Below are 19978 nucleotides of genomic sequence, written 5' to 3' on the forward strand. Positions count from 1 at the left end.
CTTAGTATTTCCAATAAAAATATACCATAATCAAGATATTTATGCAAATATCATGTCTGTTTCTTCCTTTTTGGTATCAGTTCCCTCTTTAAAATAAGGATAACTGATTTTGTTCAGGCAATGACTCCAGACAGCCTTGTTTATCAAGGTATTCAAGGATGGTCTTCGAAACCTTTCCACGTTGCTGAAGGTCTTCTTTGGAGAGGAATTCACCATTTTTCCGTGCATTGACAATATTGATCGCCGCATTCGTCCCAAGACCCGGTATCGAATTGAAAGGCGGTATCAATGTATTTCCTTCAATTAAGAATTGATCTGCACTGGATTTGTACAAGTCAACTTTAGCGAAGGAATATCCGCGTTCACACATTTCCAAAGCAAGTTCGAGAACCGTCAATGTATTCTTTTCCTTGGTGGATGCATCCAATCCCTTTACCATGATTTCTTCCATTTTTGATTTGATGGCCTGCGATCCCCGAGTCATGGCGTCGATTTCAAAATCATCGGCACGCACTGTGAAATAGGCTGCATAATACAATAAAGGCAGATGGACTTTAAAATAGGCAATCCGGACAGCCATTAAGACGTAAGCTGCAGCATGGGCTTTCGGGAACATGTATTTAATCTTCTTACATGAATCGATATACCATTCGGGTACCTCATTTTTCCTCATTTCCTCTTCGAATTCCTCAGAGAGCCCTTTCCCTTTACGTACAGATTCCATGATTTTAAACGCCAGGGAAGGATCAAGACCTTGATAAATCAGATAGACCATAATATCATCCCGGCAGCCTATAACCTCACTTAGTGTACATATACGGTTGTGAATCAGTTCCTGTGCATTGCTCAGCCATACATCCGTACCATGGGAAAGCCCCGAAATCTGAACAAGCTCGGAAAATGTCGTAGGTTTCGTATCTTCAAGCATTTGCCGGACAAAGCGCGTACCAAATTCCGGGATGCCAAGCGTACCCGTTTTACACATGATCTGTTCTTCGGTAACTCCTAAAGATTCAGTGCTGCTGAATATTTTCATTACTTCTGGATCATCGGTAGGAACGGTCTTTGGATCGATGCCGCTTAAATCTTGAAGCATCCGGATTACAGTCGGATCATCGTGTCCAAGTATATCAAGTTTCAAAATATTATCGTGAATGGAATGGAAATCAAAGTGAGTAGTTTTCCATTCGGAATTCCTGTCATCCGCAGGGAACTGAATAGGTGTGAAATCATAGATATCCATATAATCCGGAACAACGATGATTCCGCCCGGATGCTGTCCTGTCGTCCGTTTCACACCAGTACAGCCGGCAACAAGGCGATCAGTCTCGGCTCCACGCATATGGATGTTATTATCAGAGGAATACCCCTTTACATATCCATAAGCCGTTTTTTCAGCGACCGTACCAATCGTCCCTGCACGATATACATAATCTTCTCCGAATAAGACTTTCGTATAGTTATGGGCCTTCGGCTGATATTCACCGGAGAAGTTCAAGTCGATATCGGGAACCTTATCCCCTTTAAACCCAAGGAAGGTTTCGAACGGGATATCATGCCCGTCTTTTGTATAAGCAATGCCGCAATCGGGACAGTCTTTATCGGGCAGGTCAAACCCGGAACCTACAGAACCGTCATTGAAGAATTCGGATTTCTTGCACTCCGGACATACATAATGCGGCGGAAGCGGATTTACCTCTGTAATTTCAGTCATGGTGGCAACGAAAGATGATCCAACCGATCCCCTTGAACCAACTAGATAACCATCATTCAATGATTTTTTAACAAGTTTGTGAGAAATTAAATAAATAACGGCAAAACCGTGACCAATGATGCTTTTCAATTCTTTCTCAAGACGGGCTTCCACGATTTCCGGCAGGTTCTCTCCATAAATCTTCCTTGCCATGCCATAACTCATTTCACGCATCTCTTCATCTGCACCTTCAATTTTAGGTGTGTATAACTCATCCTTGATTGGCTTGATTTCTTCAATCATATCAGCGACTTTATTCGTGTTGGTCACCACGACCTCTTTGGCCTTCTCGGAACCGAGGAAGGAGAATTCCCGCAGCATTTCATCTGTTGTCCGAAAATGTACGTCAGGAAGCTTATGACGATTCAGCGGATTGGCGCCGCCTTGTGAATTCACGAGGATTTTACGGTAAATTTTATCATTCGGATCCAAATAATGCACATTTCCCGTAGCTACGACTGGCTTGTCCAATTTTTCACCAAGCTTGACGATATTGGAGATGATCGTTTCTAATGATTTATCATCCCGTACATATTCAAGCTCAATCAAATGCTGATACACTTCCTTCGGATGGATTTCAAGATAATCGTAGAATTCGGCGATATCGACGACTTCCTCAAAACCCTTCTGCATCATCCCTTCAAAAACTTCCCCTTTATCGCAACCCGATCCTACCAAGATTCCTTCACGGTACTTTTTAAGTTGTGAGCGCGGTAACCGGGGCACACGATAGAAATAATCGATGTGTGATATTGAAATTAATTTGAAAAGGTTTTTTAACCCAGCCTGTGTTTGCGCAATCAGCGTACAATGGGACGGCCGGGAACGCTGATAAGCATTTCCTTTACCCATATTGTCATTAAGTTGATCATGATGGGTAATCTCCTTTTCCATTGCATCCTTCAGCATCTTCAGCATAAGGTAACCTGTAGCTTCGGCGTCATAAATGGCCCTATGATGCTGGGTCAAATCAATATCGAACTTTTTACATAATGTATTTAACCGGTGATTTTTAAACTCTGGATATAAGAAACGGGCAAGTTCCAATGTATCAAGAACTGGATTGGAAGCTTTAGGATAACCCAAGTTTTTATAACCTATATTCAAAAAGCCCATATCGAAGGCTGCGTTGTGGGCAACCAGGATCGCATCGCCCGCCCAGTCCTTGAACTTTTCTAGTACTTCCGAGACTTCTGGAGCATTTTGTACAAGATCATCAGTGATTCCAGTCAACTCTATCGTCGTATTGGAAAGTGGGTGATGCGGATTCGCAAATGACTCGAATCGATCAATGATGTCACCGTCACGAATTTTCACTGCGGCAAATTCAATGATCGTATCATAAACGGCTGACAGGCCTGTCGTCTCTACGTCAAACACAACATATGTGGCATCTGCCAAAGCGATATGCGCCTCATTATAAACAATGGGTACACCATCATTTACAAGATTCACTTCGACGCCATAAAGGATTTTGATACCATTCTTTTTACCGGCACTATAAGCTTCAGGAAATGATTGTGCTCCAGCATGATCTGTAATGGCCACAGCCTTATGCCCCCACTTTGCAGCCTGGGCAACAAGCGCAGAAGTAGGTGTCACTGCATCCATCTGGCTCATTGGGGTATGCATATGCAGTTCTACACGCTTTTCCCCTTCTGGGGCCTTATCCTGCCGTCCTTGTTTAGAAATTTCATTTATATCATTTGCGATCATTACAAGGTCACGTACGAATGTATCATTTTGAATGCTGCCTTGGGCACGTACCCACATCCCTTTTTTCACTCGGGCAAGTATGGCGGCATCTTCTTTATCACGCGAAAACATTTTGACCAATATCGAGCTCGTATAATCGGTGACTTTAAAGGTCAGCAGGCTTCGTCCGCTGCGTAACTCACGCACTTCTGCATCAAATACGAAGCCTTCGATGGCAATCCTGCGCTCTTCATCGATAATCTGTTCGATTCTGCGGAAATCCGCATCTTCTTTAATCGTATAGCCAATTTTAACCGGTCCTTCGTAGACGCCATCGTCGCCGCCTTTTTCCGATTCTTTCTTCTGCATTTCCACTAGGGCGGCAAGTCCCTTTTCCGCGTCTTCCTTTTGTTTCTCTTCTAAAAACTTTTGGTAATCAGGATTCGAAACCGTTTCCTTCACTTCCGCTTCAAGTGTCAACGGAGGAAAACCGAATGTTTGGTAGATATTCGAAATGATGCCGGAGTATTTTCGTTTCAACTGACCAGCCTCCGTATCATTTCGGGCGCTTACGATAAGCTTATATCCATTCACCGTTGGCACTTGTTCATTCAGAAGTGATAACAGTGCTGGAGACATGCCTTCAAGCTCGCCAATGCAGTTTTTCCAATACTCTTTCACCAATTGTTCCGTCACCTGCGGATTGGCCACATTCAAGTTGAATGTGACCTTTGCAATATGGGAAAACGTACTTGCTAAATGAGTAGCAAGTCTTGTATGAACACTGCAAGGAATTAATGCAGGTATATTAAAGGCAAAATGCCATGTTTTGGACTCCCTCTCGATTGAGAGTTTATCAATTTCGGCACCTATGAAATAATTCACAAAGGCATCCTCAGTCAAGTCCATTTGCTGGAGCAAGAGTTGAAATCTCTCTCTACCGCTATTTGGATTTTGATCCATTCCCTCTCTCCCCTATCTATTATCTCTTTAGTTATTATTCACTATCATTTTCGTTTTGATATCAGAGGCTATTATAACATATCATGAATGTTTCACTAGTATCCAAATCCATGAAAAGGAAAGGCATCATCCAATTGAATGATGCCTAATTCCCCTATTTTTAAATTACCCCAGTATTTCGTGAAGCTTTTGAGTTAGTTCAGCTCTTTCAATTTCAAGAACCTCACCCGTTTTACGGATTTTCACTTCGACGATTCCGTCAGATGCCTTTTTACCTACAGTCACCCTGACAGGAAGACCGATCAAGTCAGAGTCTGCGAATTTTACGCCCGCACGTTCTTGACGATCATCCATTAGAACTTCCATGCCTTGTGCCTTTAAATCATTATATAAATCTTCTCCCAGTGCAGCCTGAGACTCATCCTTCATATTGATTGGAATCAAATGGACTTGGTATGGCGCTAAATTCGCTGGCCAGACCAATCCTTTTTCATCGTTGAATTGTTCAGCAACAGCTGCAAGTGTACGGGAAACCCCAATACCATAACATCCCATGATCATAGGCTGCGACCGTCCATTCTCATCTAGGAATGTCGCATTCATAGCTTCGGAATATTTAGTTCCTAGTTTGAATACGTGACCTACCTCAATCCCTTTGGCAAATTTAATTTTTCCGTTTCCGTCCGGTGATGGGTCACCCTCTTGGATGAAACGTAGATCTATATAATTGGCCACGTTAAAATCACGAGCGGGATTTACGTTCACATAATGGTGGTCTTCCTCATTCGCACCACAAACTCCATTAACCATGGCTTCGACGGCAACATCCGCAATCACTTCAACTTCAGAAGTGACATTGATTGGTCCAAGAGATCCAATTGTACATCCTAAGACTTCCTTCGTCTCATTTGGATCGACCAAATCAACGATTGAAGCGTTATAGAAATTCTTCAGCTTGATATCATTGACTTCATGATCTCCTCGTACCAACACAAGCACATACTTTTCATCCACTTTAAACAATAACGATTTTATTAGTTTCTCTGCAGCAGTATTCAAGAATGATGCAACTTCTTCAATCGATTTTTGACCTGGTGTATGAATTTTTTCAAGTGCAATTTGTTCTTCGTTGCTTTTTTCATAGTTTACACTCACAGGTGCCATTTCAATATTAGCTGCATAATCGGAAGTATCCGAATATGCGATGGTATCCTCCCCAATGTCAGACAGGACCATGAATTCATGTGTATCCTTACCACCCATTGCCCCAGAATCGGCAATGACGGCACGGAAGTTCAACCCACAACGGCTAAATATATTCGAATATGCCGCATATATATTTTTATAGACAGCATCCAGGCTTTCTTGATTGGCATGGAAAGAATAAGCATCCTTCATGATGAACTCACGTCCACGCAGCAATCCGAAACGCGGTCTTTTTTCATCACGGAATTTGGTTTGGATTTGGTAAACCGTTAATGGAAGACGCTTATAGGACTTCACCTCATCACGAACTAAGCTGGTTATCACTTCTTCATGTGTGGCACCAAGCGCAAATTCACGATTGTTGCGATCCTTAAGTCGCATCAACTCTGGACCATAGGTATACCAGCGTCCAGATTCCTGCCAGAATTCGGCTTGTTGTAAAGCCGGCATCAACAATTCTACTGCACCAGCATTTTCCAGCTCTTCCCGAACGATAGCCTCAACCTTTTGAAGCACCTTTTTTCCAAGCGGCATAAAACTATAAACCCCGCTGGAGTTTTGTCTCATAAATCCTGCACGTAATAGCAGCTGATGGCTTTTGATTTCAGCATCTGCAGGCACTTCCCTCAATGTAGGGATCAACGTCATACTTTGTTTCATATCTGCACCTCTTCAATATTTCCTTTAAATTACTTGCAGCTACGGTAAATTTAATCCCGCAACATTAATACGGTCATTTCATACAAAAAAGACTTTCCGCGTTATTCAGAAAAGCTAATTTAATATACTCATTCTCGATTATACTTACGATTTCCCTAGAAAACAAACAATTTTCCCAAAACGGTTAAAAAACTAGGAAATCCTTCAGATAAGAAAACGGCCAACAGATAAATCTGCTGGCCTGTTTTGCATTATCCAAACATGTCTTACAGGAAGAAGCGCTGGATGTCATTCCATGTGACGACAATCATCAATAACATCAGCAAAGCAAAGCCGATGAAGTGGACCATTCCTTCTTTTTGACGATCGATCGGCTTCCCTCTCAAGAATTCGACCACAAAGAATAACAGTCTTCCTCCATCCAATGCCGGTAGCGGAAGCAGGTTCATGATTCCCAGGTTAATGCTGAGCAGCCCTGCCCATTTCATTAACGTGAATAAACCTTGTTTCGCCACTTCCTCAGTTGATTTATATATTCCTACAGGACCAGATAAACTGTCGATCGTAAACCCACCCGTTACGAGGTCACCAAGGATGATGAAGATTTGTTTTGTCCAAAAATACGTTTCTGTAAAACCATATTGTATAGCTTTAATCGGTGCTTTTTCAACCGGAGGGTAGACACCTATAATCCCGATTTTCTTCCCTTCCCTCTCCACTTCTTGCGGAACAACCGGAACTTCTAATGTTTTCCCGTCCCTGTCAACGACGAACTCGATCTCTTGCCCAGGGTTCTTTTGAATGCTTTCCTGAACATCTCCCCAAGTGGAGACTTCCGTCCCTTCTATGGATTGAATGACATCCCCCGATTTTAAACCGGCATTTACAGCCGAGCCATCCGGTGTCAACTCACCAAGTTTCGCTTCATCCACTACGACTCCTTGAAACAGGCCGATCAACACAAAAATGACAAAAGCCAAAACGAAATTCATTGCCGGTCCAGCTACAATCGTTAAGAAACGGTGCCCAAGCGACTTTGAGGCAAATTGCCGGTCATAAGGAGCAATCTGGTTCTCTACACCATTTTCAACGATCACCGCTTCTTTATGAATGGCAAATGTTTTTAGTGTTTCTTCCTCGCCCTCTTCATAACCAGTAAGGATCAATTTATGGTCAAGGTCGATCACTTCAACTTCCACAAGACGAATATCAGGATATTTATCTTTATTGTTCAAAATGATTTTTGTAACATTCTCTTCATTATCAAACATTAATCCTACTCGATAGCCGGGCTTCAATTCTATATTCTCTGCGTCTTCACCAGCCATACGCACGTAGCCGCCAAGAGGAAGCAATCGAATGGTATAAACGGTTTCCTTCTTTTTATATGTGAATACTTTTGGCCCGAAACCGATTGCGAACTCACGGCATAAAATTCCTGCTCGCTTTGCAAACACTAAGTGCCCAAGCTCATGGAAAAAAACTAGAGCTCCAAAAATGATGATGAACGCTATAATCGTTTCTAAAGTCTGCATGTTCCGGTCACCTATCTTTCACTAAAGATTCTATATACTGCCTTGTCATATGATCGACTTCCTGAATCGTTTCTAAATCTGGAAGGGCTATGATGGAATGCTGATTCAGCGCTTTTTCAATCAATGTTTCAATATCAAGGAAGGTTACCTTTCCAGATAAGAATGCAGAGACTGCGGCTTCATTGGCGGCATTCAGCACAGTAGTCATCGTTCCGCCCATTTTACCCGCTTTATAAGCGAATTGCAAACAAGGATATCTGGTGAAATCCATATCGCTAAAATGCAGTTTGCCTGCTTCAGCAAGGTTAAGCCGTTTGCGCCCTGCCAGCGGAATACGGTCTGGATAAGTAAGTGCATATTGTATCGGCACCCGCATATCCGGTGTCCCCAGTTGTGCTATCACGCTAGAGTCATGAAACTCAACCATGGAATGGATGATGCTCTCCTTATGTAGCAATACATCAATTTTATCGTAGGGAAGATCGAATAGCCAGTGGGCCTCAATTACTTCCAATCCTTTATTCATCATTGATGCCGAATCGATCGTGATTTTAGCTCCCATTGACCAGTTCGGATGGTTCAGTGCCTCTTCCACTGTTACATCCTTCAATTCTTCCCTGGTCCGATCTCGAAAACTGCCTCCTGAAGCAGTAATGACAAGTCGTTCTATATTTTTTTCCTTTTCACCTTGCAATGCCTGAAAAATAGCGGAATGCTCACTGTCAACCGGCAGCAATCTAACCCCCGCTTTTTTTGCTTCACTTATGACCAAATGACCTGCCGTCACCAAAGTCTCCTTGTTGGCGATCGCAATATCTTTTTTAGCCTTTATTGCTTGAAGTGTCGGATAAAGACCCACGCTTCCGATTACGGCATTGACCAATATCGTCGCTTGACCATAAACGGCAACAGCAGTCAAACCCTCATCCCCATACATGAACTCGATATCTTTGCGGCTGGAGAATTCACTTTTCAAAACATGATAATCTTCTTCCGTCTGGACTGAAACCAGTTTCGGTTCAAACTCTTTTATATAAGTCCTGACCAATTCTATATTCTTTCCAGCAGAAAGCGCCACGATCTTGAATTGATCTGGATGGGACCTTACTACATCCGCTGTTTGTTGACCAATCGATCCTGTCGCGCCCAAAAGGCTGATATTTTTCAAATTGTTCATCTCCTAATTCAGATAACACTTGCCTATATTTATATTATAAAACGTGCAATAAATGCAAAATCGGTAAAATGAATATCACGCTATCAAGCCTGTCCAAAATTCCACCATGTCCCGGGAGAAGCGTTCCTGAATCCTTAACGCCATAATGCCGTTTATACGCCGATTGGACGAGATCGCCCAATTGGCCGAATACCCCAATGATTAATGAAATCAATAATAATTGTACTAATGTGTAATCAAGGCTGGAGAAGGCGTAAAATAGAACCCCCACTACCATCGCGGAAAATAACCCGCCGATAAATCCTTCCACCGTCTTGTTTGGACTTATTTCTGGCCATAGCTTTCTTTTACCAAGTGATTTACCTATGAAGTAGGCCCCGGAATCGGTTGCCCAGATCGTAAATAGGGTAAGCAGGATATAGATCAGCCCCAACCCCAATGAGTCACGTGTTTCAAATAGGTAATAGAAGCCTATCCCCAAGTATAGGATTGAGATCACTAGAAAGCCTGCGTCATCAAAAGTAAAACGGTTTTTTGAAACGACTGTATAAAGCAACAGCAGCAAAACCCCGATTAAGAAGACTTGAACTTTATCGTAATTTATTTCTGCTAAAAAAGCGGTATGCTCATTAGGCAATAAAAGCACCCACAATAATATGTAGGAAAGAAATGCTTCAAAAGACAGTACACGTAACTTTTTCATTTTCATCAGTTCATACAAACCAATTGACCCTAACAGATATACCGTCAGTAAAAAGGGAGTGCCCCCTAAAATGACTAGTGGAATGAAGATAGCGGCAACTACGACCGCCGTAATAATTCGTTGTTTCATTATTCCATTTTCCTCGCCTTCTACATTAAACGCCACCGAATCTTCGTGAACGCTTTTGATACTCCTCAACTGCCTGCAATAAATGCTCTTCACTAAAATCCGGCCATAGCACCTCAGTAAACCACAGCTCAGTATAAGCCGCCTGCCAAAGCATGAAATTGCTTAAACGGATTTCACCGCTTGTACGGATCAGTAAATCAGGATCCGACAAATGATTGGTCATCAGGTAACTGGATAGCATTTCCTCAGTTACATTTTCCTTTATTATACCATTCTTAGCATCTTGAATGATGCTATTCACTGCAGATACAATCTCCCCACGGCTTCCATAGTTCAGGGCAAAATTCAGAATCATCCCATCATTGTCTTTCGTGTCTTCCATTGCCCGTTTAACGGCACTTTGAGTATGTGACGGAATGAGTGACAAGTCCCCTATCGTTTCAACTCTTACATTTTCTGAAATGAGCTCGGGTAAAAATGTCCCCAGAAATTCCTGGGGAAGCTTCATCAAAAAGTCGACTTCACTTTTCGGACGTTTCCAATTTTCAGTGGAAAACGCATAGACTGTCAAAGTTTTGACCCCTAATTTATTGGCAACTTTAGTAATTCTACGAACGGTTTTCATTCCTTCATGATGACCCGCCACACGTGGCAATGCACGCTTTTTGGCCCAACGGCCGTTCCCATCCATAATGATGGCGATATGCTGAGGAACATCAAACTGTTTAATATGCTGAATCCTATTTGTTACATCGGAAGAAGCATCTTTTTTAACGAAACGCTTCCAAAGTGAATACATATGTTAGTCCCCCATCAGGTTGTACTTATCTCTCTACAAAGGCAAAGTTTTCGTGCACTATGTATATCAAGCTTTCTGCCGCTTAAAAAGAATCTATATTATAATATCAAAAAAAAACTGGTTCTCATATTATTAATATGAAAATTATTTCTTCATTAGAAGCTAGAAAGGGAGAAATTATTACTTCTTTTTTTCTAAAACCGGTTATGATTACCATGAAAAATGCAAAAAAAGGACCACCTCCAACGTTTGCATGCAACATACTAACTCAAGGAGTAATCATTATCGGAGAAACCTTATTATAACAGTTTTCTCCTTTAAGCACACCTATATGTTAGAACCAAGACATGACCCAGTATGGATTCGGCCCTCTTTATTTAATCAATTCTTCAGTGGGAATTATACTTCCATAATTTCTTTTTCTTTATCTTTTGTAATTTCATCAATTTTCGTGATATTGCCATCTGTCATCTTTTGGATGTCATCTGCATAGCCACGTAAATCATCTTCAGTGATTTCACCACTTTTTTCAAGCTTTTTCAAATCATCATTAGCATCGCGACGCACATTACGGACAGCTATTTTCGCTTCTTCCGCTTCTTTTTTAACGACTTTCACAAGCTCTTTTCTGCGCTCTTCCGTTAAGGCTGGGATGGCTATCCTGATGACCGATCCATCATTAGAAGGATTCAATCCCAAGTCTGATTTCAAAATCGCCTTTTCGATTTCACCCAAAACCGTTTTATCATATGGTTGAATGACTAATAGTCTAGCTTCCGGGACAGAAATTCCTGCCACCTGATTGACTGGTGTCGGCGATCCATAATAATCGATCGAGATTCTATCAAGCAATGAGGCATTTGCCCTTCCGGCACGGATGCTTGCTAATTCACGTGTATACGCTCCAATGGCTTTTTCCATTTTCGTTTTCGCATTCGAAATAACTTGTTTCGGCATCTTTTATTTCCCCCTTACAATAGTACCAAGCGTTTCGCCTAATACGGCCCGTTTAATATTACCTTTTTCCATTATCGAGAAGACGATCAATGGAATATCATTGTCCATGCATAGTGAGGACGCAGTTGAATCCATTACTTCTAACCCTTCTTTAATCACATCAAGGTAGGAAAGTTTATCATACTTCACTGCATTTTTGTCCTTAACCGGATCTGCATTGTATACGCCATCCACATTATTCTTCGCCATCAAGATGACATCAGCTTCAATTTCAGCAGCACGCAGGGCGGCAGTGGTATCCGTTGAGAAGTATGGATTACCTGTACCAGCTGCAAAAATCACCACTCTCTTTTTCTCTAGATGCCTGATAGCACGGCGTCTAATGTATGGCTCTGCGACTTGCCTCATCTCAATGGAAGTTTGCACGCGCGTTTCAATTCCAAGCTGATCAAGGCTGTCTTGTAATGCCAATGAGTTCATGACTGTAGCCAGCATACCCATATAATCGGCATTAGCACGATCCATGCCCATTTCACTGCCTATTTTCCCGCGCCAAATGTTTCCGCCGCCGACAACAACAGCCACTTCCACATCAAGCTCAGCCACTTCCTTGACTTGTTCAGCAATAGATTTAATTACTGCAGGGTTAATTCCAAATCCTTCTTCACCGGCTAATGCTTCGCCACTTAGTTTTAAAACGACACGTTTATATTTAGCGTTACTCATGAGAACCTCCAACTATGTAATCTTTTCATTCGTTCATCATGCTTTCTTGCAATACTACCAAAAATTCATGACATTTCAAAAAATAGGGAACACCAGAGTGTTCCCTATTATTAATTATCTGACAATTAGTCTTTTTTAACTTGGTTCATTACTTCTTCAGCAAAGTTTTCTTGACGTTTTTCAAGACCTTCCCCTACTTCATAACGAACGAATGATTGGATTTTTCCGCCTTTAGATTCAACGAATTGTCCCACTTTTTGATCTGGGTTCTTAACGAAAGCTTGTTCGTTAACACAGATTTCTTCGTAGAATTTATTGATACGTCCATCAACCATTTTTGCAACGATTTTTTCAGGTTTGCCTTCATTAAGCGCTTGTTGCGTAAGAACTTCGCGTTCGCGTTCTAATTCGCTAGCATCTACTTGGTCGCGAGAGATATATTTAGGGTTGATTGCAGCGATATGCATTGAAACGCCTTTAGCTGCCTCTTCGTCAGTTGTACCTTCAAGAACTGATAGTACGCTGATACGCCCACCCATGTGAAGGTATGCACCAAATGCGTCGTTATCTGTTTTAGAAACGACTTGGAAACGGCGAAGAGTTAATTTTTCCCCGATTTTAGCAACAGCAGCATTGATATGATCTGCAACTTTTGCTCCATTTTCCATTGTTTGCTCAAGAGCTGCTTCAACGCTTTCAGGTTTGTTAGCAAGAAGGAATGCAGCCAATTCTTTTACAAGAGTTTGGAAGCCTTCATTTTTAGCAACGAAATCAGTTTCTGAGTTCACTTCAAGAATAACCGCTTGGTTTCCTTCTACAACGATTGAAGTTAAACCTTCAGCAGCAATACGGTCGCCTTTATTAGCGGCTTTTGCAATTCCTTTTTCACGTAGGAAATCGATTGCCTTTTCCATATCGCCTTCTGTTTGTACAAGTGCCTTTTTACAGTCCATCATACCGGCACCAGTTTTTTCACGCAATTCTTTAACTAATTGTGCAGTGATTGCCATAATATATATCCTCCTCAAATTAAATGCAGTTTATTCAATCTTTACCCATTATTGCCAAAAAATACTTGTTATCCTCAAAGAAAATAACGAGCCTTGACAATATTTAAAAACATCCACTTTTTCAGTCAATTTGACGGTACTAAACCAGCTGATGATTTTCATCCCTTAAAAATCGCCCATACCTTTTAAAAAAGACATTACGTACAGTGATTTTATGTATGTTTATTTAGTGCAAAAAAAAGGGATAAAAGGCATTATCCTCTTATCACCTTTTTTTCTTACTGAATAAGCAACCTTTTTTACTTATTAAGCAGTAGTTGTTTCAGTTGCTGTTTCTTCGCCTTGTTTAGCTTCTAAGATAGCATCTGCCATTTTACCTGTTAATAATTTAACAGCACGGATTGCATCGTCATTCGCAGGAATAACTACATCGATTTCATCCGGATCACAGTTTGTATCAACGATACCAACAAGTGGAATGTGTAATTTGTGTGCTTCCGCAACAGCAATACGCTCTTTGCGTGGGTCGATAACGAAGATCGCATCTGGAAGAGTCTTCATATCTTTAATACCGCCTAAGAATTTCTCTAAGCGATCCCATTCTTTTTTAAGTTGGATAACTTCTTTTTTAGGAAGCACTTCGAAAGTTCCGTTTTCTTCCATTTTTTCGATATCTTTAAGACGAGCGATACGTTTTTGGATTGTTTCAAAGTTTGTTAAAGTTCCACCTAACCAACGTTGGTTTACATAGTACATACCAGAACGGATAGCTTCTTCTTTAACAGATTCTTGAGCTTGTTTTTTAGTTCCGACGAAAAGAACAGTACCACCGTTAGCAGCTAGTTCTTTCACGAAGTTATAAGCTTCTTCAACCTTTTTAACTGTTTTTTGAAGGTCGATGATGTAGATGCCGTTACGCTCAGTGAAGATATATTTCTTCATTTTCGGGTTCCAGCGACGTGTTTGGTGTCCGAAATGCACACCAGCTTCAAGCAATTGTTTCATAGAAATGACTGACATTTTAGTTCCTCCTAAATGGTTTTGTTTTTCCTCCGCACCGATCATTTTCATACAGAAACTGTCGTAACAGCACCATCTGCAAGAATCACGGGGCGTGTGTATTAACACCATTTCATAATATATCATAATGGCTCTGCACAATCAAGAGATAACTTTATCTATTCATGCGAAACTTTAGTAATAGCTCTATCTCGGTTTGACCGCGACCTAACTTTTTGGCGATTTCCTCTACTGAATGTCCTTGATTCGCTAACATATCCACTTTTTCATTTAATGATCGTTCATTTAAAGAAGCCTGCAGCATGTCCGAAAATTCCATGCCTGCCGGCTTCCCTTCGTTTTTTGGAGAAGCGGCTGCCGATGAAAGCTCCAATTTGTCCTCGACTTTTACTGGTAAAGCATTGGTTTCATTTTCTTCAGGCATAATTTCATAGGCGTTGATCGCCTGCTTTTTAGCAGCTGCGCGGCTTCCCTCTTTATACTCTAGCAGCATGTTTTGTTCTTGTTTTTCTTCATTATCTTCCTTTGTTTCTTTGATCGAGCCATGTACTTGTCCTTTTTGACCATGCTCGTGATTCATTGCCACCGAATTGGTGAATGCCTTTACCAATGTCTCGTTATCCTCTTTCATCTCCATTAAATAACCAGACAAAAGTTGTTCCATTTCTCCAATGATGGCTTTTTGGTCTTTTTCCAACTTACTTAAACGATTTTGCCGAAGATATAAAACGATGATGGCGAAAATGGTGAATATGTTTAATACAAACAACAGAAATAAAAAAAATGCTGTCATGTTGCCTCCTAATTAACCGGAATAGTCAATCTGTTGTTTTGCTCTTATTGACTAAGTACAGTTCAAACATTCTGTGATTTCGCAGCATTTATTGATGAGGGTACCCGTATCAATTCTTTCAAGCTGGCAGGGGGCTTTCTTCGTTCAATTGGGAGTTTATGCTTCCCAGACACCGTAGCCCCCTTCAATAAAATATCCTGATTAATTTTTTTGATCTTGCATCGTGTTTCTTAATTTATATATCGCTTTTGAATGAATTTGGGATATCCGGGATGTAGATAGGCTCATCACTTGCCCGATTTCGGTCAATGTTAGTTCTTCTTTATAAAAAAGCTGTAAAACCAACTGTTCTTTTTCATTAAGGGTTTCTATGACTTTGGCTAATTCAACATACAGTTCATCCCTTAACACATGTTCCTCAGGTAAATCCGCCTTTTCATCTTTAATATGAAAATTCGCGCTTTCTTTATCGTCTTCTTGGGGATTTTCATCCATTGATAGTACATTGGCAAAGAAGTTCTCATTTAATGCAGCGTATACTTCATCTTCGGGAATATTCAATTCAGCGGCAATCTCGTTTGGCGAAAGGTTCCTCATGTATTGCTGCTCCAGCTTTTCTATGGCAGCTTCAATTTTCTTGGCTTTATCTCTTGCGCTCCGCGGAAGCCAATCCTCTTTTCTTAATCCATCTAAAATAGCACCACGTATTCTAAATGATGCATATGTGTCAAACTTCAGGTCACGCTTCGTGTCAAAACGTTCCAGGGCATCGAATAACCCCATCATCCCTAAACTTCTTATATCATCCCGGCTCACATTTTTAGGAAGACTTACTGAAATGCGTTGAACATGATACGATACGAGAGGTATGTATTTCTTTACCAAAATGTCCCCGGCTAGCGGATCTCTGCGATCCACCCAATTCTTCCAACATAACTGCTCTTCTTCGATGGTCAGATGAGACATTGGACATCCTCCTAACATTGTTATACGATTTGTGATCGATACGGCCCCTAAAGCCATAAATGAAATAATAATTCGATTGCAAGTGTACCTGTCATATTTTTGGCTTTTCAAAAGCCAAATCCGATCCTATATGTTTTTAGTCCCTTTTGTAACGGTCCGTATATTTAGCAAACAATCACTTAAATTGAATTCAATCGTTCTTCCGCTATTCCCGCCAACATCTTCGGCGACGACTCTAATGCGCAAGTCAGATAACTCTTTCCGTACAGCTTCCACATTCCGGGGTCCTATTCTCATTAAATCCCCTCCGGAGGCAAATTGAAACATTTGTGCTCCGCCAGCCAACTTCGCTTTTAGGAATGGCATTCTTGCGCCTTCTTTTACTAAGAGCTGCACTAATTCCTTTATCGCCGTATCTGCAAATTTGGCAACGTTGATCTGCCCCGATTTAGCTAGTGAAGAGTCAGGCAGCATAATATGTGCCAAACCTGCAATTTCTTTTTTCTCATCATAAATTACAACACCAACACACGACCCCAATCCGGAAGTGCGAATCGTATAGGGAGGCTTTATTATATTCATATCCGCTATTCCAACCTTAACAACCTGGACCTTTAACAATTCAGTCATTAGGTGACACTCCTAAAGCGGAAAAAATGATATCAAAAAATTCGGGATCAGGTAATAAAAAGAAATGACCATTAATGGAGTCAGCGAAAAGCTGGTCTTTTTCAAGCACAGTATCAATGACGATGGCTGCGTCACTTACTATGGATAATTCCAATAATCCGTAACCGATCGTTGCCCCTACCATATCGATGCTCAAGGATGGAACGGATGGATAGAAATTCAATCGGGTGAAATCAGCAAGGGAAGAGAGATAGGATCCCGATAAGATATTCCCTAATTCCTGAAGGCAAGAAAGCGCCAATTCAGTATAGGGTGCGGATTCCATCAAAAAGGTTTCATCACCAGTCATCTTACGAATCAAGTATTCAGCTACAGGAAGCGAAAGGATAAAAAACATACTCCCTGAAGCATCACCTTCTATTCTAAGGAAAACGCTGGCAACGACGTGATCTGCCCCGCCAGCCATTTCCATCATTTCATCAAAGGAAACGATTCGGACATTAGGAACATTCATATCAATTTTCCTATTAAGGATGGCAGAAAGCGCAGTTGCTGCGTTCCCTGCACCAATATTGCCGATTTCCTTCAAAATATCGAGTTGAAAAGGGTTGATTTTCTCAATGAACGACATATGATTATCCTTCTCTTAACATATTTTCAGACATTTCCAGACTTAGAGCCTTCTCCAAATTGATTAGGACGAGCAGTCGCTTTTCAATTTTAGCCACTCCGCTAATGTATTCTGAAGCCAAATGTCCCACAACTTCAGGCTGAGGTTCGATACTATCCACTGGAATATCCAAAACATCATTGGCAGAGTCCACTATTAACCCAACTTCCATATCATCCAGAATGACGATGATAATCCTTGTTGATTCATCGTATTCCACCTCTTCGAAACCAAAACGCACCCGCAAATCAATAATTGGAGTGATTACACCCCTTAGATTTATGACTCCCTTAACAAACTTTACAGCCTTTGGAACTCTGGTAATATGCAGAATCTTTTCGATACCGCTGACTTTATCCACTGGAATTGCATATTCTTTATCCTTAATTTGAAATACGATTACTTTCATATCCTCCGACATCTATTCCCCTCCTTTTAATAAACTCATGATTGTTGTGCAGTCTTAACGAAAACCTGCATCGAAACGGTTGAACCAACGTCCCATTCCCCTGCCCCATTTATCTATCATTCAATGAATCAATGTGTTGCAATCTATGATTAAAGCAACTTGCCCATCACCAAGAATCGTTGCCCCCGATATTGCAAATGCGCTATTTAAATAATTACCTAGTGATTTCAGAACGATTTCCAGCTGTCCGATGAATGAATCAACGACTAATCCGGCTAATTTATCGCCTTTTCTTACAATGACCACAGAGAGGGACTCTTCTTCTTCCTGACTGATAGGCACTTCAAATATATCTTTCAAGAACAGAAGCGGCAGAATCTTTCCCCTGAAGTCAATAACCTGTTGATTATGGGCATTCAAGATATCTGCTTTTTTTATGATTGCTGTTTCTATTATGGAAGAAAGCGGTATGGCATATTTTTCGTTTTGGATTGCAACCAGCATGACAGAGATAATGGACAATGTAAGCGGAAGCTGAATAAGGAAGATGGATCCTTCATTCTCTTTGGAATCGATCGTGACAGATCCACCGAGAGACTCAATAGTATTTTTAACCACATCCAGTCCAACACCGCGCCCCGATACATCTGAAATGGTTTCCGCTGTTGAGAAACCAGAAGCGAATATCAATTCATAGATTTGCTTATCCGTTAGGGTGGCGGCAGTTTCCTTGGTTAATATCCCACTGGATAGCGCCTTGTTCATGACTCGCTCTTTATTGATTCCTGCACCGTCATCCTCGATTTCAATGAAAACATGATTGCCGCTGTGGTAGGCTTTTAACAGAATTTTACCTTCTTCATTCTTTCCTTTCGCCAAACGTTCTTCAGGTGTTTCAATTCCATGATCCATTGCGTTTCTTAATAAATGGACGAGAGGATCACCGATTTCATCAATGACTGTACGGTCAAGTTCCGTTTCAGCACCGTTGATTTCCAAATTGACTTTCTTGTTTAAATCCCTTGCTAATTGACGAACCATTTTAGGAAAACGATTGAATACAGTTTCAACGGGCACCATCCGCATATTCAAAACGATTGTTTGTAAATCACTTGTTATACGGGACATTCTTTCTACTGTTTCATGCAATTCTTGATTATCCAAATCACTGGAAATTTGGTCAAGTCTGCCTCTATCGATTACTAGTTCCTCGAATAGGTTCATTAATATATCAAGCCGCTCAATGTTCACCCGAATGGTCTTGCTTGATGCCGGCTTAACGGGTGCCTGTTTTTTCTTATCATCATTATCAGTTGGAAGCACGGCTTTATTTGTCTCTTGTTCCGTTATTTCAGCAACTTGATCCTCTATAGAATTGTCTGCATGCCTCAAGCCCTCAAGATCAAGGGCGTTTACCACAACTTGATCCACTTCGGAAACCTTCATGATTTTTTCCTTTATCTCATCACTCGATTCTGTTGTTACCATCGTGACCGTAAATTGCTGATCGAATTGCTCTTCTTCTAAAAGTTCGACGGGTGGGTTTGACTTGATTACTTCACCTGACTTTTCAAGCACCTCGAAAACCATAAACACCCGGGCAGCTTTTAAAAGACAGTCCTCACACAACCCTATCGAGATTTCGAAGCTGTTGAAGCCTTGATCTTTGGACTGCTGAAGCACTGTCCATTCAAATTCATCGTACTCACCCGCAGTCATTTCCTCTTTTTCAAGGACGGCAGAAGCTGCTGCAATCTCTGCAATGGTGAAAGAAACGGGCGACTCCCCTTTTTCAATCATTTCCAGCTGATGGACAACCTCCTCCACATTTCTTTTTCCATCTCCTCCTTCAGCAATTGACATGACCATCGCTTCTAAATCATCAACCGCTAAAAATATCACATCAAATAATTCTGGAGAGAGAGCGATTTGACTATTTCGGATCGCATCCAACACATTCTCCATTTTATGAGTTAAATTGGTTAGATCCTCATACCCCATAGTCGCCGACATCCCTTTTAAGGTATGGGCGGAACGAAAGATTTCGTTTACGATCGAGAGGTCTTCCGGGTTCTTTTCGAGTACCAGCAACTGTTCGCTGCACGTTTGAAGATGTTCTTTACTTTCTTCTATAAAAATCTCTAAATACTGATTCATATCCATACAATCTCACACCT

16 protein-coding genes are annotated in these 19978 nt (G+C 41.2%); all 16 read right to left on the reverse strand.

Annotated features, from left to right (window positions below; translation table 11 throughout):
• Positions 1-88 precede the first annotated feature (88 nt).
• The 16 genes from ACIQZD_RS07160 to ACIQZD_RS07235 all read right to left on the reverse strand — a co-directional run bounded on the left by ACIQZD_RS07160 (position 89) and on the right by ACIQZD_RS07235 (position 19964).
• Positions 89-4411: a PolC-type DNA polymerase III gene (locus ACIQZD_RS07160; protein WP_402900173.1), complete on the reverse strand. Its 4323-nt coding sequence runs from the start codon at positions 4409-4411 to the stop codon at positions 89-91.
• A 165-nt stretch (positions 4412-4576) separates the two neighbouring features.
• Entirely contained in the window at positions 4577-6277 is a 1701-nt protein-coding gene (locus tag ACIQZD_RS07165) for a proline--tRNA ligase (RefSeq protein ID WP_402900176.1), read from the reverse strand.
• 266 nt (positions 6278-6543) lie between these two features.
• Positions 6544-7812 carry an RIP metalloprotease RseP gene (rseP, locus tag ACIQZD_RS07170; RefSeq protein ID WP_402900179.1) on the reverse strand — a complete coding sequence of 423 codons (1269 nt, stop codon included), beginning with the start codon at positions 7810-7812 and terminating at the stop codon, positions 6544-6546.
• A gap of 7 nt (positions 7813-7819) precedes the next feature.
• Positions 7820-8980, reverse strand: a complete 1161-nt coding sequence (gene dxr, locus ACIQZD_RS07175) for a 1-deoxy-D-xylulose-5-phosphate reductoisomerase (protein ID WP_402900182.1) — start codon at positions 8978-8980, stop codon at positions 7820-7822.
• A 43-nt stretch (positions 8981-9023) separates the two neighbouring features.
• The gene (locus tag ACIQZD_RS07180; RefSeq protein WP_402900185.1) at positions 9024-9821 is read right to left on the reverse strand and encodes a phosphatidate cytidylyltransferase; all 798 of its coding nucleotides are present in this window, start codon (positions 9819-9821) and stop codon (positions 9024-9026) included.
• Between the two features lie 25 nt (positions 9822-9846).
• Positions 9847-10620: an undecaprenyl pyrophosphate synthase gene (locus tag ACIQZD_RS07185; RefSeq protein ID WP_402900188.1), complete on the reverse strand. Its 774-nt coding sequence runs from the start codon at positions 10618-10620 to the stop codon at positions 9847-9849.
• 399 nt (positions 10621-11019) lie between these two features.
• A complete protein-coding gene (gene frr / locus ACIQZD_RS07190; protein WP_101224671.1) occupies positions 11020-11577 on the reverse strand; it encodes a ribosome recycling factor in 558 nt (185 codons plus the stop codon).
• 3 nt (positions 11578-11580) lie between these two features.
• Positions 11581-12303: a UMP kinase gene (gene pyrH, locus ACIQZD_RS07195; protein WP_034313639.1), complete on the reverse strand. Its 723-nt coding sequence runs from the start codon at positions 12301-12303 to the stop codon at positions 11581-11583.
• A 125-nt stretch (positions 12304-12428) separates the two neighbouring features.
• Positions 12429-13313 carry a translation elongation factor Ts gene (gene tsf / locus ACIQZD_RS07200; protein WP_402900195.1) on the reverse strand — a complete coding sequence of 295 codons (885 nt, stop codon included), beginning with the start codon at positions 13311-13313 and terminating at the stop codon, positions 12429-12431.
• A gap of 306 nt (positions 13314-13619) precedes the next feature.
• A complete protein-coding gene (gene rpsB / locus ACIQZD_RS07205) occupies positions 13620-14333 on the reverse strand; it encodes a 30S ribosomal protein S2 (RefSeq protein WP_034313644.1) in 714 nt (237 codons plus the stop codon).
• A 154-nt stretch (positions 14334-14487) separates the two neighbouring features.
• Complete coding sequence (locus tag ACIQZD_RS07210; protein WP_402900200.1) at positions 14488-15126, reverse strand: DUF6115 domain-containing protein; 639 nt, start codon at positions 15124-15126, stop codon at positions 14488-14490.
• A 201-nt stretch (positions 15127-15327) separates the two neighbouring features.
• Positions 15328-16092 carry a FliA/WhiG family RNA polymerase sigma factor gene (locus ACIQZD_RS07215; protein ID WP_101224668.1) on the reverse strand — a complete coding sequence of 255 codons (765 nt, stop codon included), beginning with the start codon at positions 16090-16092 and terminating at the stop codon, positions 15328-15330.
• A gap of 126 nt (positions 16093-16218) precedes the next feature.
• Positions 16219-16722, reverse strand: a complete 504-nt coding sequence (locus ACIQZD_RS07220; RefSeq protein WP_402900203.1) for a chemotaxis protein CheD — start codon at positions 16720-16722, stop codon at positions 16219-16221.
• Positions 16715-17353 (reverse strand): chemotaxis protein CheC, encoded by a 639-nt coding sequence (locus tag ACIQZD_RS07225; protein ID WP_402900206.1) that lies wholly within the window; start codon positions 17351-17353, stop codon positions 16715-16717. Before ACIQZD_RS07225 ends, ACIQZD_RS07220 begins: the two co-directional genes overlap by 8 nt.
• A 4-nt stretch (positions 17354-17357) precedes the next feature.
• Positions 17358-17813: a chemotaxis protein CheW gene (locus tag ACIQZD_RS07230; RefSeq protein ID WP_402900209.1), complete on the reverse strand. Its 456-nt coding sequence runs from the start codon at positions 17811-17813 to the stop codon at positions 17358-17360.
• 108 nt (positions 17814-17921) lie between these two features.
• Positions 17922-19964 (reverse strand): chemotaxis protein CheW, encoded by a 2043-nt coding sequence (locus ACIQZD_RS07235; RefSeq protein WP_402900212.1) that lies wholly within the window; start codon positions 19962-19964, stop codon positions 17922-17924.
• Positions 19965-19978 lie beyond the last annotated feature (14 nt).

Origin of the sequence: Peribacillus sp. NPDC096447 (assembly GCF_044762725.1) — a bacterium.
Taxonomy (GTDB): Bacteria; Bacillota; Bacilli; order Bacillales; family DSM-1321; genus Peribacillus.